The organism is Streptomyces sp. NPDC053076, assembly GCF_044546845.1.
GTDB lineage: Bacteria > Actinomycetota > Actinomycetes > Streptomycetales > Streptomycetaceae > Streptomyces.
This window is the reverse complement of record NZ_JBITZL010000004.1, coordinates 466,962-480,273: the sequence shown is the minus strand read 5'-3', so window position 1 is coordinate 480,273 and position 13,312 is coordinate 466,962. Positions and strand designations below refer to the sequence as shown.

Annotated in this window: 11 protein-coding genes; 6 read left to right on the top strand and 5 right to left on the bottom strand. The window is 73.0% G+C overall.

The genetic code is table 11. The features are described 5' to 3' along the window. Positions 1 to 266: 266 nt before the first annotated feature. Complete coding sequence (locus tag ACIGYR_RS19565) at positions 267 to 2,645, bottom strand: SpoIIE family protein phosphatase (RefSeq protein WP_399597867.1); 2,379 nt, start codon at positions 2,643 to 2,645, stop codon at positions 267 to 269. 533 nt (positions 2,646 to 3,178) lie between these two features. Next, positions 3,179 to 4,021: a lysozyme gene (locus ACIGYR_RS19560; protein ID WP_399597870.1), complete on the bottom strand. Its 843-nt coding sequence runs from the start codon at positions 4,019 to 4,021 to the stop codon at positions 3,179 to 3,181. Positions 4,022 to 4,272: 251 nt separating this feature from the next. Here ACIGYR_RS19560 and ACIGYR_RS19555 point away from each other — a divergent pair, with 251 nt between their 5' ends. Continuing rightward, positions 4,273 to 4,764: a MarR family winged helix-turn-helix transcriptional regulator gene (locus tag ACIGYR_RS19555; RefSeq protein ID WP_399597873.1), complete on the top strand. Its 492-nt coding sequence runs from the start codon at positions 4,273 to 4,275 to the stop codon at positions 4,762 to 4,764. Between the two features lie 4 nt (positions 4,765 to 4,768). Here the strand turns inward: ACIGYR_RS19555 and ACIGYR_RS19550 are convergent, their stop codons facing one another. Continuing rightward, complete coding sequence (locus tag ACIGYR_RS19550; RefSeq protein ID WP_391840736.1) at positions 4,769 to 5,557, bottom strand: protein phosphatase 2C domain-containing protein; 789 nt, start codon at positions 5,555 to 5,557, stop codon at positions 4,769 to 4,771. A 373-nt stretch (positions 5,558 to 5,930) separates the two neighbouring features. Here ACIGYR_RS19550 and ACIGYR_RS19545 point away from each other — a divergent pair, with 373 nt between their 5' ends. The 5 genes from ACIGYR_RS19545 to ACIGYR_RS19525 are packed head-to-tail and all read left to right on the top strand — an operon-like array spanning position 5,931 to position 11,844. Continuing rightward, positions 5,931 to 9,020 (top strand): nitrate- and nitrite sensing domain-containing protein, encoded by a 3,090-nt coding sequence (locus ACIGYR_RS19545; RefSeq protein ID WP_399597876.1) that lies wholly within the window; start codon positions 5,931 to 5,933, stop codon positions 9,018 to 9,020. Then, complete coding sequence (locus ACIGYR_RS19540) at positions 9,017 to 9,514, top strand: roadblock/LC7 domain-containing protein (RefSeq protein WP_399597879.1); 498 nt, start codon at positions 9,017 to 9,019, stop codon at positions 9,512 to 9,514. The genes ACIGYR_RS19545 and ACIGYR_RS19540 overlap by 4 nt, the downstream gene beginning before the upstream one ends. After that, positions 9,511 to 9,918 (top strand): DUF742 domain-containing protein, encoded by a 408-nt coding sequence (locus ACIGYR_RS19535; RefSeq protein ID WP_391840742.1) that lies wholly within the window; start codon positions 9,511 to 9,513, stop codon positions 9,916 to 9,918. Before ACIGYR_RS19540 ends, ACIGYR_RS19535 begins: the two co-directional genes overlap by 4 nt. After that, positions 9,899 to 10,546: an ATP/GTP-binding protein gene (locus tag ACIGYR_RS19530; RefSeq protein WP_391840744.1), complete on the top strand. Its 648-nt coding sequence runs from the start codon at positions 9,899 to 9,901 to the stop codon at positions 10,544 to 10,546. The genes ACIGYR_RS19535 and ACIGYR_RS19530 overlap by 20 nt, the downstream gene beginning before the upstream one ends. A 44-nt stretch (positions 10,547 to 10,590) precedes the next feature. Next, complete coding sequence (locus tag ACIGYR_RS19525; RefSeq protein WP_391840746.1) at positions 10,591 to 11,844, top strand: styrene monooxygenase/indole monooxygenase family protein; 1,254 nt, start codon at positions 10,591 to 10,593, stop codon at positions 11,842 to 11,844. On the opposite strand, the gene ACIGYR_RS19520 is transcribed toward ACIGYR_RS19525, so the two are convergent. Next, positions 11,817 to 12,890, bottom strand: coding sequence for an NlpC/P60 family protein (locus ACIGYR_RS19520; RefSeq protein ID WP_399597883.1), 1,074 nt, complete (start codon positions 12,888 to 12,890; stop codon positions 11,817 to 11,819). The two genes, ACIGYR_RS19525 and ACIGYR_RS19520, sit on opposite strands and share 28 nt — an antisense overlap. 111 nt (positions 12,891 to 13,001) lie before the next feature. Further along, positions 13,002 to 13,304 (bottom strand): hypothetical protein, encoded by a 303-nt coding sequence (locus tag ACIGYR_RS19515; protein ID WP_399597885.1) that lies wholly within the window; start codon positions 13,302 to 13,304, stop codon positions 13,002 to 13,004. Positions 13,305 to 13,312 lie beyond the last annotated feature (8 nt).

Below are 13,312 nucleotides of genomic sequence, written 5' to 3'. Positions count from 1 at the left end.
ATGCCCTGCCACCCCTCACCCATGCCGTCTCCGCCGCACGGCGCGGTGATGTAGTCGCTTTACAGCTCCGCGGCTTAGCTCTCCTCGGCGGGACGACTGCACATCTCGTGACGCCATACCGCCGAGGAGGCGCGGCAAGCCAACAGCCTGGGCCTCAGCGGAGTCGTCGGGCGTCCGTTTCGTGATCCTTGGGCCCGGGCCCGAGCAGGGCGGGACGCGGAGAGACGACCAGCCACTGCCCCGCCCCTCCCCGCGCGGCAGTGCCGTCAGGGCGCGGTCAGCGACTGATCCGCCCACACCGTCTTGCCGATCCGGTCGTGCCGGGTGCCCCAGCGCTCGGCGAGCTGCGCGACCAGCAGCAGGCCCCGGCCGCCCTCGTCGAAGATCCGGGCCCGGCGCATGTGCGGGGTCGTGCCGCTGGAGTCGTAGACCTCGCAGGTCAGGGTGGTGCCCTGGTGGATCAGCCGGAGCCGGATGGGCGGGCGGCCGTAACGGATGGCGTTGGTGACCAGCTCGCTGACCATCAGCTCGGTGGTGAACGCGGCCTCGTCCAGACCCCACACCGCCAGCTGCTCGTCGGCGTACCGGCGGGCCTGGGCGACGACGCTGAACTCGGCGTCCAGCTCCCAGGACGCGACCCGGTCCTCGTGCAGCGCCCGGGTACGGGCCACCAGCAGGGCCACGTCGTCGTCGGGGCGATGGCTGAGCAGCTCGGTGAGAACCCGGTCGCACACCGAGTCCAGCGACTTCGCGGGACGGCCGAGCGCGGCGAACATCTTGTCCAGCGCCTCGTCGATGTCGTGGTCGCGGGCCTCCAGCAGCCCGTCCGTGTAGAGCGCGAGCACGCTGCCCTCGGGCAGTTCCGTCTCGACCGCCTCGAAGGGCAGCCCACCGAGCCCCAGCGGCGGCCCCGCGGGCACGTCGAGGAAGCGGACGATGCCGTCCGGGGTCAGCACGGCGGGCGGCGGATGCCCGGCCCGGGCCACGGTGCACCGGCGCGAGACCGGGTCGTAGACGGCGTACAGGCAGGTGGTGCCGATGCCGCCGGCGGTCTCGGCGGACGGGTCCGCGCTGCCCTCGTCGGCGGCCAGCCGCAGCACCAGGTCGTCCAGGTGGGTGAGCAGCTCGTCGGCGGGCAGATCGACGTCGGCCAGGGTGCGCACCGCCGTGCGCAGCCGGCCCATGGTGGCGGAGGCGCGGATGCCGTGGCCCACCACGTCGCCCACGACGAGTGCCACCCGCGCCCCCGACAGCGGGATCACGTCGAACCAGTCGCCGCCCACACCGGCCCGGCTCGCGGCCGGCAGATAGCGGGTCGCGATCTCCAGGGCCGCCTGTTCGGGCAGCGTGTGCGGGAGCAGGCTGCGCTGCAGGGCCATGGTGGTGGTGCGGGCCGTGACGGTGGCACGGGTCTGCTCGATGCCGGCGGCCGCCTTGGCGGTGAACTCCTCGGCGAGCCGCAGGTCCTCCGGCCCGAAGGGCTCGCGCGAGGGATGCCGGCCGAACAGGGCGACACCGAGCGTGCTGCCCTCGGCGAGCAGCGGCACCGCCAGCAGGGAGCGCGCCCCGGACGCGCGCAGCCATGCGGCGCCCGGATCCAGCGCCGCCCACTCGGCGACGGCCGGGTCCGTCGTGTCGTACAGCAGGGGGCGGCCCACGGCCAGACACCGGGCGGGCAGCGAGCCGGCCGTGCAGACGATCACCTCGCCGGTGCCGGTGCTGGTGCCAGTGCCGTGGGCGGGCCCGTCGCCGTCCGGAACCGCGCGCAGGGCGGCCCGGCGCAACACGACCGGGGCCGGTGGCGGGCCGGCGGCCTCGGTGCCGGTCCGCGGGGAGTCCAGCAGGTCGACCGCCATGACGTCGGCCAGCCGGGGGACCGTGACCTCACCGAGTTCCTGCGCGGCGCGCGCCTGGTCCGCCGCCGTCCCGACGCGCGAGCCGGTATCGGCCGGGGGGCGGTGCCGGCCGGCGGAGTCCTGGGTCGGCTGCTGCACGGACAGGCAGACGGCCCGCACCCGGCCGTCGGCGTCCTTCAGCGGAGTGAGGACGGTGGGCCGGCCGAGCGGGCCGAGGCGGCCCGGAGCCTCCAGGGGCCGGCCGGTCTCCAGGGCCAGGCGCATGGACCGCTCGGCCTCCTCGCTCCCGGCCCCCGGCACGATGTGGGCGAGGCGCAGCCCGCGCATCGCCGCCTCGGGCAGGGCGAGGGCGTGTTCCAGCCGGCGGTTGGCCCGCACCAGCCGCAGGTCCGCGTCGAAGATGGCCAGCGGAAAGGGGGACTGGAGGAACGTCCACTCCTCCAGGGGTTCGCCCCGCGGCGGCTGTGGCCGGCCCGTCACGGCGCTCACCACGAGCCAGTCGGCGACCCCGGTGTCCGAGGTCCGATGGTGGGCGAGCACGCCCAGTTCCACGTGCCGGCCGTCCTGGTGGAGCAGCGGGAGGGAGCCGTTCCAGCGGTTGCGGCCGGCCAGTGCCCGCCGGGCCGCGGCGGCGTCGGCGGCGAGCAGCGCGGAGGCGGGCCGGCCGACGACGGTCGAGGAGTCGTAGCCGAGCAGTCGCCGCGCGCCGTCGCTCCAGCCGGTCAGGATGCCCTGCTCATCGATGGTGGCCGTGGCCGTGTACGCGGTGTACGTCGACTGTCGCTCCATCGCCGCTCATCTCGCCCTTGCTCGGCAGGCTCTCCTGACCAGCATGATCCCGGGCGGCGCGGAGCACCAACGCAGGGACGGCCCGGGAAACCGGGCCGTCCCGCCGCGGCACACCTCAGGGGGCGACCCCGCGCCCCCGGCCGGGAGAGGGCTGTCCTAGCCGGGTGGCCAGGGCCTGGACGCGGTCCAGGGCGCCGTTGCTGTGCTCGTGCGGGGGCGACCCCCGCGCCCCCGGCCGGGAGGGGGTTGTCCTAGCCGTTGGCCAGGGCCTGGACGCGGTCCAGGGCGCCGTTGCTGTGCTTGTGCGGGGGCGACCCCCGCGCCCCCGGCCGGGAGGGGGTTGTCCTAGCCGTTGGCCAGGGCCTGGACGCGGTCCAGGGCGCCGTTGCTGTGCTCGTGCGGGGGCGACCCCCGCGCCCCCGGCCGGGAGGGGGCTGTCCTAGCCGTTGGCCAGGGCCTGGACGCGGTCCAGGGCGCCGTTGCTGTGCTTGTGCGGGGGCGACCCCCGCGCCCCCGGCCGGGAGGGGGTTGTCCTAGCCGTTGGCCAGGGCCTGGACGCGGTCCAGGGCGCCGTTGAACTTGTCGTGGTCACCGACGGTCGGGCCGGAGGAGGTGTACTGCCACATCGTGTAGTACGACCACCCGGCCGGCAGCGTCCCCGGGTCGGTGGCGTAGCGGGCGATCCAGAGCGGGTCGTTGACGGCGAAGCCGCCGTAGTTGCCGGTGCACTGGGTCCACCAGCTGGTGGCCGTGTAGATCACGGGGTACCGGCTGGTGCGCGCCTTGTACGTGTTGATGAAGTCGGCGATCCAGCTGACCATCTGGCTCGCGCTCTTGCCGTAGCAGGCGGCCCCGTACGGGTTCCACTCGATGTCGAGGGCGCCGGGCAGGGTCTTGCCGTCCCGGGACCAGCCGCCGCCGTGGTCGACGAAGTAGTTGGCCTGGGTGGCGCCGCTGGTGGTGTCCGGGGTGGCGAAGTGGTAGGCGCCGCGGATCATGCCTACGTTGTAGGCGCCGTTGTACTGCTGGGCGAAGTACGGGTTCGTGTAGTACGTGCCTTCCGTGCCCTTCGTGTACGCCCAGCGCACTCCGCTGCCCCACAGCGTCGACCAGGCGACGTTGCCCTGATAGGCGGAGACGTCCACTCCCTCGGTCTGGGTGGCGTCACCCGTACTGGGGGAACCGTCCCGGCCGTCGTGGGCGAGGACACCCATGCCCATGTAGGCCGAGCCGCGGCTGGGGGTGGCCGCGGCCTGGGCGGAGGTGAGGGGGAGCGCGCAGGAGAGCGCCGCGAGCAGGGCCGTGACGAGGACGGCGAGGGGGCCCGGGCGGAAGGAGCGGGGGGAACGGAGGAAGCCGGGTCTGAGCACGGTCATGACGTGCCTCCGGGGAGTGGGGTGGGGGAGGAGGGAGAGAGACGTGGGGGATCGTGGCGCTGACCGCCGGGCCCACTGGGCGTGGGCATGCCACCAAAGGCGTGGTAAAGAAGCTACGCACGTAGATGACGGCGTGGAAGAGGGTCCGGTCGATGCCGTTGGTCTACGCCTACGAAATACTTACGGAGCTGCGGCGATGACGACGCTTGACAGAAACTTTCAGTACTGCGAAACCGATCAGGGGTGCTGACGTGCACGAGGACGCAAACGGTGGCGGACACCACGCCGCCGGCCAGGCGACGCCCAGTGGTGCAGACCAGGAATTCCTGGCACTGGAGCGCGAGTTGACCGTGCTGCTCCGGCGCGCCCGGGCCAACCAGGGCGAGATGGCACGGGAGGTCCACCCGGATCTGGAGTCCTCCGCCTACGGCCTGCTCATCCGGCTGGACGAACTGGGCGGCCAGCGGGCCACGGAACTCGCCGCCTACATCGGCGTCGGCAAGGCCACCATGTCCCGGCAGCTGCGCGCGCTGGAGGAACTGGGCCTGATCGCCCGCGAACCCGACCCGGCCGACGGCCGCGCCTGGCTCGTCACCCTCACCGAGGAGGGCAGCCGCCGCGTCGGCACCGTCCGCGAGGCCCGCCGTGCCCGCTACGTCCGCCAGCTCGCCCACTGGGACCGCCGGGAGGTCTCCGAACTGGCCCGGCTGCTCCACGAGCTGAACGGCGTCATGGCGAAATAGCGGGTTACAGCTCCGCGTACACCACCGTCGCGTCGTCGTGGGTCTTGCTCCGCCCCAGGAAGGCCCGCTGCTCCCGGTCCGCCGCCTCCAGCTCCCGTACCCGCTCGACCAGCGAGCGGGCGCCCTCCTTGGCGACCACGTCGAACAGGGCCGTCCAGTCGCCCTCACGGAACTTCTCCGTCCAGCGGGTCGCACCGTCGGTCAGCGCGGCCAGCGCCCGGACCTCGTGCCGGGGCAGGGAGCCGGTGACCGCCCGGGCGGCCACGGCAGGGTCGGCGGCGGCCGTGAAGAAGCCGCCCTCCTTGTTGCGCAGGTTCGCGTCGACGAGGGCGTCGGTGGCGAGCGCGGAGCGGGGGAGCCGGGCGAGCCGGTCGTCCAGCACGGGGGTGACGGCCCCGTCGGCGCCCCGCACCAGCAGCGCGGAGTCGGACAGCACCAGGTACTCGACCGAGGCCGCGCCCCAGCGGGTCAGGACCACGGTTGCCTGAGGGGTTCGCGGGTGAGAAAGGTCACAGGTGCCCGCGTGGGCGTCGGCGGTGCGGCGGATCGCCCGCGAGAGTATCTCCGAGAGCGTCAGATCTCGGCCGGAAACGGTCAGTTCGGTCAGTGCGCCGCCCAGTCGCGCGGTGAACCAGGGGACGGAATGCAGACAGCCCGTCCCACCGCTGGGCGGGGTCACTCCGTCCAGGACGATCACACAACCGCCCTGTCCGGAGGCGGGTAGTCCGACACCGGCGAAGTCCTCGTTGGGGCGGCCCGGGTCGCCGGGTTCCGAGACGAGATCAGTGCGCATCCGGCCAGTCTGCACGAGCCCTTCACACGGTGCACCAAAGGCTGGCAAGCGCACGGTGAATTCTCACTACCCCGCAGGTCAGGCGCCTGCTTTGGGCAGGAATGGGACACTCCGGGAAGGCGTGGCGGCGAATACTGTCAAAGCCTGCCGCGTGCGTCCAACCGGCCCGCCGCGCAAGGGGCGCGCACACGCCAGAGGAACTTGCCCGCCAACTCCCCTCCGATGTTCACTCCTTCGGGTGGCGGGTCAGGTGATGCGCGACCACTGCCCACCGGCGCTGGGAGGGTCGGGAACCATACGAACCGGGTGTACGCACCACTTGGCACCGATATGACGGGGTGCCACCCGGGCCCCTGGGTAGACGAGTTCAGGAATGCGAGCACCGGTGCAGAAAAAGCGGCCTCGGCGCACAGGTAGGCAGACGGCCCCCGAGGGGACCGTTCCCCAGACCCCCGTGGGCAGCGGCCGTCCCACCCATGTGCGCACCCGGCTGATCGTCGCCGTCGCCGTGGTGGCCGCCGCCGTCGCCGGAGCAGGCGCGCCCGCGCTGCTCACCGCGTCGGGGGACGTCAGCGACTCCCAGGACCTGGTGACGCTCGCCGCGCGCACCCAGGACGCGCTCACTCTCGCCCACTCGCTGGCCGACGAACGCGACGAGGTCACCTCCTACGTCGCGGCCGGCCGCCCCAAGTCCAAGGCGCCCTCGGAGGACCGCAGCGCCCGCGTGGACCGGCAGGTCGAGGAGCTGCGCGCGGACACCGACACCCCGGCGAGCCTGCGCACCGACCTCGACGGCATCGACACCGTCCGCCGGGCCGCCCTCACCGGCAAGACCACGACCCTCCAGACCCACCAGGCGTACTCGGCGACGATCACCGAACTGCACCGGCTCGCCGAACAGCTGGCCGAGCGGATGCCCCCGCGGGCCGGCTCCGGCGCCCACGCCCTCGCCGAACTGGACTCCGCCGTCCAGCAGTCCGCCGCCGCCCGCGGCCTGCTGCTGGCCGCGCTGAACATCCCGTCCCGCACCCAGACGGTGATCGACCCCGTCACCGGCCTGCCCGCCACGGCCGCCACCAGCAGCGACGCCGACAGCAAGCAGCGCGACGCGCTGACCGTCGCCGCCCAGCAGGCCCGCCTGCGCGCCGACGCGGCGCTCGCCGACTTCCGCGAGACCGCGCCCGAGAAGGCCGCGGACTCCTACGACTCCACGGTCACCGGCCCGGACGTCAACTCGGCGGAGAAGTACCTGGCCACGCTCACCGACCAGCCGACCCTCGCCGACAGCGAGCTGACCACCAGCACCAAGAAGCTGGACGCGGTCCTGTCCGCCCGCGTGGACCTGATGCGCGGCGCCGAGTCCGCGCTCTACGACCACCGCACCAAGGAGCTGGAGAGGCTCCGGGACGACGACGTCACCGCCCTGGAGATCCGTGTCGCCGTCCTCGGCGCGCTGCTGCTGGTCGCGATCGGCGTCGCCACGGCCATGGCCCGCACCCTCACCCGTCCGCTGTCGGTCCTGCGCCGCGGCTCGGCCCGCCTCGCTCAGGCCGAGGACCCGGCGGCCCAGGAACCGATCGGCTTCACCGGCCGCAACGACGAGTTCGCCCAGGTGGTCCGTTCCGTCAACGCCCTCCACGCACACGCCTCCGCCCTGCACGAGCGCGTGGGCACCCTGGAGACCGACCGCAAGCACCTGGTCGGCCAGCGCCAGAAGATGGCGGACGCCCGCGAGGACCTCCGCACCGAACTCGCCGAGGCCGTCGCCCAGCTGGAGCGGCTGCGCACCAACATCGGTTCCACCTTCGTCAGCCTGGCCCTGCGCACCCTGGGCCTGGTCGAGCGCCAGCTGGCGGTCATCGAGGGCCTGGAGGAGCGCGAACAGGACCCCGACCGCCTCGCCACGCTCTTCAAACTGGACCACTTCGCCACGGTCATGCGCCGGCACAGCGAGAACCTCCTCGTCCTCGCCGGTACCGAGCACGTGCAGCAGCACCCCGGCCCGGTGCCGCTGGTCGACGTGGTCCGGGCGGCGGTCAGCGAGATCGAACGCTACGAGCGCGTCCGCATCGCGGCCCTGCCCCCGCACGCCCACATCGCGGGCTTCGCCGCCGACGACCTCTCCCACCTGCTGGCCGAGCTCATGGAGAACGCCACCTCGTTCTCCCCGCCGGACCTGCCCGTGGAGGTGTCCGGCTGGCTGCTGGAATCCGGTGAGGTCATGCTCTCCGTCCAGGACGAGGGCATCGGTGTGACGGAGGAGCGCCTGGCCCGTCTCAACGCCCGCCTCGCCGACTTCGACCCCGAGTCGCTCTACGACCAGGAGGGCGACGGCGGCCTGGGGCTCGGCCTGTACGTCGTCGCGCGCCTCGCCCACCGGCACGGCGTCCGCGTCCGGCTGCGCGAGCAGAAGCAGGGCGGCACCGCGGCGGTGGTGGTCCTGCCGGCGTCCCTCCTCACCGAGGCCCCGGCGACGGCACTCCCGCCCCGGACGGCACCCGGCGCCACGGGCACCTTCACCCTCCCCGGCGCCGACGCGGAGGCCAACTCCAACGTCCTGCACGGCCGCGCGAAGTCCTCGGACCCCTTGGTCACCCTGGCCGAACAGGCCGTGCGCAACGCCATCGACGGTCCGGCCGAGACCGCGGCGGGAGACACCGGGGCGCCGGCCGAGGCCGCGGCGGGAGACACCGGGGCGCCGGCCGACGCCGAGGCGTTCGAGAGGGAGGCCGGGCCCGCCGGCTGGGCCGAGCAGGACGCGCCGGACGTCTCCGGTGACCGCCCGGACCACGAACAGGCCACCGGCCCCGCCCAGCACACCGAGACCCGCCCGAAGGCCCCGGCGGAGACCCACGCCGAGACGACGATGGAGCTCCTGCTCCCAGAATTCCCACCGACCCCGACGACACCCTCCGCGCCCCACCCCGGCACCCCGGCCCCGTCGGCATCCAACCCCGGCACCCCGGCCCCGTCGGCATCCGACCCCGGCACCCCGGCCCCGTCCGCGTCCCACACCCGCACCCCGGTACCGGCCGCGTCCCACTCCCCCATCCCGGCACCCGCCGACGGCGAGGACACCCCACAGGGGCCACCCGCAGGTGGGCACGAGACCCGCACGGGTGGTGCGGGTGGGAACACGACCGCCGAAGGCGAAGCCGAGGCGGAGGCCACACCCACACCCACATCCGCACCGGCCGAGCCGGAGGAGCGGCTCACCAGCAAGGGTCTCCCCAAGCGCACACCCAAGATCACCGCCCCCGCAGCCCCGCCCCGCCAGCGCGCCGGAGGCGTCGACGCCGACGCCCTGCGCCGCAGGCTCGGCGGATTCCGCCGCGGTGCCGAGGCCGGCTACCGCGACGTAGAGGCGGAGATCACCGAACGGACGGCCGGCCACCAGCGGCCGACCAGCTACGCACACGCCGAAGAATCCACGGGGGGCACAGCCGAGGAGGCAAGCAGTTGACCGCGCCCACTACTTACGGACTGAGCAGTGAAGCCCGTAACCTGCACTGGCTGCTGACCAACCTGGTCGAGGAAGTACCCGGCATCCAGTCCGTCGCCGTGGTCTCCTCCGACGGTCTGCTCCTGCTCTCGTCCGATCCCGGACACACCGAACGGTCCCGCCAGGCCCGTCCGGCGAAGGGCCCACGCGGGTCGTCCGCCGACCTCGCCACCATCGTCTCCGGCGTCGGCAGCCTCACCGTCGGCGCTGCCAAACTGCTGGACTACGGCGGGGTCAGGCACACGATGGTCGCGATGGACGAGGGCAGTCTGTTCGTGATGTCGATCAGCGACGGCTCGCTGCTCGGCGTGCACGGTTCCGCCGAGTGCGACATGAGCGTCGTGGCGTACCACATGGCGCTGTTCGTGGGCCGCGCCGGCCACGTCCTCACCCCGGAACTGCGCTCCGAGCTGCGGCAGTCGCTGGAGTCCCGGCCGGCCGGGAGCGACCGATGAGCGGTACCGCGAAGCTCCCCGTCCGCGGCGGTGACCGCAAACCCGCCCGCGTCCGCCCCTACTCGCTCACCGGGGGCCGTACCCGCTTCGGCCACGTCCTCCTCGTGGAGACCTTCGTGGCCGCGCTGGAGGCCCCCGAGGAGCGCAAGGAACTGACGAACGGCTCGCTCACCACCCGGGTCATGCCGGAGATGCGGGCCATCGTCGAACTGTGCCGCCGTATGCGCACGGTGGCAGAGATCGCCGCGCTGCTGAAGATGCCGCTCGGCGTGGTCCGTGTGCTCCTGAGCGATCTCGCGGACCAGGGAAAGATCCGTGTGTACGGCACCGGGACCGGTCACGGCACCGGCCGCCCGGACCGCGCGCTGCTGGAAAGGGTGCTGAGTGGACTCCGCCGTCTCTGACGCCACCGGCGTCTCGCCCCTCGTCGCCGGATTCGCCGAGCCCGACGAGGACCTGAAGTCCTGGCAGACGGACCGGACGCGTGCCCCCATCGCGACGAAGATCGTGGTGGCGGGCGGCTTCGGCGTCGGCAAGACCACCCTGGTCACCTCCGTCTCGGAGATCACGCCCCTGCAGACCGAGGCGTTGATGACCGAGGCCAGTGAGGGCACCGACGACCTGTCCGCCACCCCGGGCAAGCTCACCACCACCGTGGCCATGGACTTCGGCCGCCTCACGCTCGACGACGACCTGGTGCTCTACCTGTTCGGCACGCCGGGCCAGCAGCGGTTCTGGTTCATGTGGGACGACCTGGTGCGCGGCGCGATCGGGGCCGTCGTCATGGCCGACACCCGCCGTCTGAAGGACTGTTTCCCGGCCCTGGACTACTTCGAGAGCTGCCGACTGCCGTACGTCGTCGCGGTCAACCACTTCGACGGCAGCGAGCGGTTCGAACCGGAGGACGTACGGGAGGCGCTGACGATACCCGCGCACATCCCTGTCATGATCATGGACGCGCGGCGGCGGATCTCGGTCATCGAGACCCTCCTCGCCCTGGTGGCGCACGCGCTGGACGAAACCCCCGAGTAGTCCTGCCCCCCCAGCAGTCCTCACCTCGTAGGAGAACCACCCGCATGCGGAAGATACTCGTCGTCGGAGCCGGCCAGTCCGGCCTCCAGCTCGCCCTCGGCCTGCAGTCGCACGGCTACGAGGTGACCTTGATGTCGAACCGGACCGCGGACGAGATCCGCTCCGGCCGGGTCATGTCGACGCAGTGCATGTTCGACACGGCCCTCGGGCACGAGCGCGATCTCCAGCTGAACTTCTGGGAGTCCCAGGCCCCGAAGATCGAGGGGCTCGGCGTCTCGGTCGCCGCCCCCGGCTCCCACGACCCGGGCCCCACCCAGCGGGCGATCGACTGGGTGGGCAGGCTCGACGGGTACGCGCAGTCGGTCGACCAGCGGGTGAAGATGGCCGGCTGGATGGAGACCTTCGCACAGCGCGGCGGCCAGCTGGTGATCCACGGCGCGGCGGTCGGCGACCTGGACTACTTCTCCCGCACCTACGACCTCGTCCTGGTCTCGGCCGGCAAGGGCGAGCTGGTGTCGATGTTCGCCCGCGACCCGGAGCGCTCCCCGTACAGCGAGCCGCAGCGGGCGCTGGCGGTGGCGTACGTGCACGGCCTCGGCCCGCGCCCCGAGCACCCGGACTTCGACGCGGTCCGCTGCAACCTGGTCCCGGGAGTCGGCGAGCTGTTCGTCATGCCGACCCTGACCACGTCCGGGCGCGCCGACATCCTGTTCTGGGAGGGCATACCCGGCGGCCCGCTCGACGTCTTCAACGGCGTCAAGGACCCGGCGGAGCACCTCTCCCTGACTCTGGAACTCATGGAGAAGTTCACGCCCTGGGAGTACGCGCGGGCCACGAAGGTGGAACTCACCGACGCCGGCGGCACCCTGGCCGGCCGGTACGCCCCGACCGTCCGCAACCCCATCGGCCGGCTGCCCGGCGGCGGGCTGGTGCTGGGCGTGGCCGACGTCGTCGTCGCCAACGACCCGATCACCGGGCAGGGCTCCAACTCGGCGTCCAAGTGCGCGGCGGCGTACCTCGCGTCCATCCTGGAGCGGGGGGACGAGCCGTTCGACGAGGAGTGGATGCGGCAGACGTTCGACCGCTACTGGGCCACCGCCCAGCACGTCACCAAGTGGACGAACGCCATGCTGGCGCCCCCGCCGGAGCACGTGCTGAACCTCATCGGCGCGGCGGGACAGCTGCAACCGGTGGCGGACCGGTTCGCCAACGCGTTCAACGACCCGGCCGACTTCGAGAACTTCTTCTACGAGCCGGACAGGACGGCCGCCTACCTGGCTTCCGTGGCCGGGGCCTGACCGGGGGAACCGCCGGGGCGTACGGCACCGAGGACCGGATAGGAGGCCAGCGGCGAGACCTGCACCTGCTCGCCCGGCCGCGGTGCCTGTACGACCTTGCCGTCCCCCACATACATCGCCACGTGCGTGGCCTCGGGGAAGTAGACGACCAGGTCACCCGGGCGCAGTTCCTTCAGCGGGACCCGCCTCAGCTGCTGCCACTGCTCCTGGCTGGTACGCGGGATCGGGGTGCCCGCATGGGACCACGCCCAGGATGTGAGACCCGAGCAGTCGTACGCGTCCGGGCCCTGCGCACCCCACTGGTACGGCTTGCCGAGCTGGTCCATGGCGTAGCTGACCGCGCGGTCGGCCTGCGGGGTGGCCGGTGGGGTGGCCGGGCGGTCGTCGGGGAGCGCGCCCGCCGTGGTGAGACGCCGCTGCGCCTCGGCGACCCCCTGCTGTTCCAGCCGGGCCACGGCCGCGATCTGCTCCGGGGTGAGGGCGGCCAGCAGGCGTTCCACGTCGGCGAGTCCGGCCTGGACGTCGTCGCGCTGCCGCTTCTGCCGGCCGGCGAGAGCGAGCTGGGTGTCGAGGGCCTTGCGGGCCGCGCGGGCCAGTACGTCCGTGCGCTTCTCCGCGGTGGTCAGCCGGGCCACCGTGCGGGCGCGTTCCCGGGCCAGCTCGCCGATGACATGGCCCTCGTCCAGAGCGTGCTGCGGGTCGGGGGCGAGGAGGAGGCGGACGTAGGGGCCGAGGCCGCCGCTGTTCTGGTACTGCTGCCGGGCCAGCCGGCCGGCGTCGGTCCGGCCGGAGCGGAGGGTGAGCCGGGCGCGGGCCAGTTCGTCGTCCAGGCGGGCCACCTCGGCACGCTGCCGCCGAAGCCGCTCCGTCGTGGCGTTGTAGGTCTCGGTGGCCCGTTCGGTCTGCCGGTACAGCCGCTGAAGGTCCGTCAGCAGCTGGGCCACCGAGGGCCGTGGTCCGGGCGCGGCCACGGCGGGTGCGGGCGCGAGGACGGCCTGGGCCGCCACCGCCGCCGTACAGGCCAGACGCAGAAGCACTCCTGACACGTCATCACCTCCGGTGCGGGGAGAGCGGGCTCTCCGCCTCCCGTCGCACCGTGATAATCAGACATGTCGGAGGGAAAACGGCACGAATCTACGCGGCTCGGCGCAACGCTGTCACCCGTTCGCCTCGTCCGGCTTGCCGGACGGCGTGACACCCGGCTTGGACCAGGGCCATCTGAGCTTCCCCCCGGACCTGTCGTCCGGGTCGTACTGGTACTTCCATCCCTGGATCAGCCCGAGCCGTCTGCTGTGCCCGCGTGGCACGCGGCGGTAGACCAGCACTGCGGGCGGGCCGCCGTCCGGGTCCGGCACGGGGATGCGGTACGTCTTCGGAGGGTGCCCGGTGGGCCCGAGCAGGACGGGCAGTACGCGCCCGTCCATGGGGCCGCCCTCGAAGGGGGTGTCCTGACTCTTCACGGCTCCAG

Bases quoted from the DNA above. Each gene is read 5' to 3' on its own strand.
- ACIGYR_RS19565 (WP_399597867.1), bottom strand. From the start codon at position 2,645: ATGGAGCGACAGTCGACGTACACCGCGTACACGGCCACGGCCACCATC.
- ACIGYR_RS19560 (WP_399597870.1), bottom strand. From the start codon at position 4,021: ATGACCGTGCTCAGACCCGGCTTCCTCCGTTCCCCCCGCTCCTTCCGC.
- ACIGYR_RS19550 (WP_391840736.1), bottom strand. From the start codon at position 5,557: ATGCGCACTGATCTCGTCTCGGAACCCGGCGACCCGGGCCGCCCCAAC.
- ACIGYR_RS19545 (WP_399597876.1), top strand. From the start codon at position 5,931: ATGCGAGCACCGGTGCAGAAAAAGCGGCCTCGGCGCACAGGTAGGCAG.
- ACIGYR_RS19535 (WP_391840742.1), top strand. From the start codon at position 9,511: ATGAGCGGTACCGCGAAGCTCCCCGTCCGCGGCGGTGACCGCAAACCC.
- ACIGYR_RS19525 (WP_391840746.1), top strand. From the start codon at position 10,591: ATGCGGAAGATACTCGTCGTCGGAGCCGGCCAGTCCGGCCTCCAGCTC.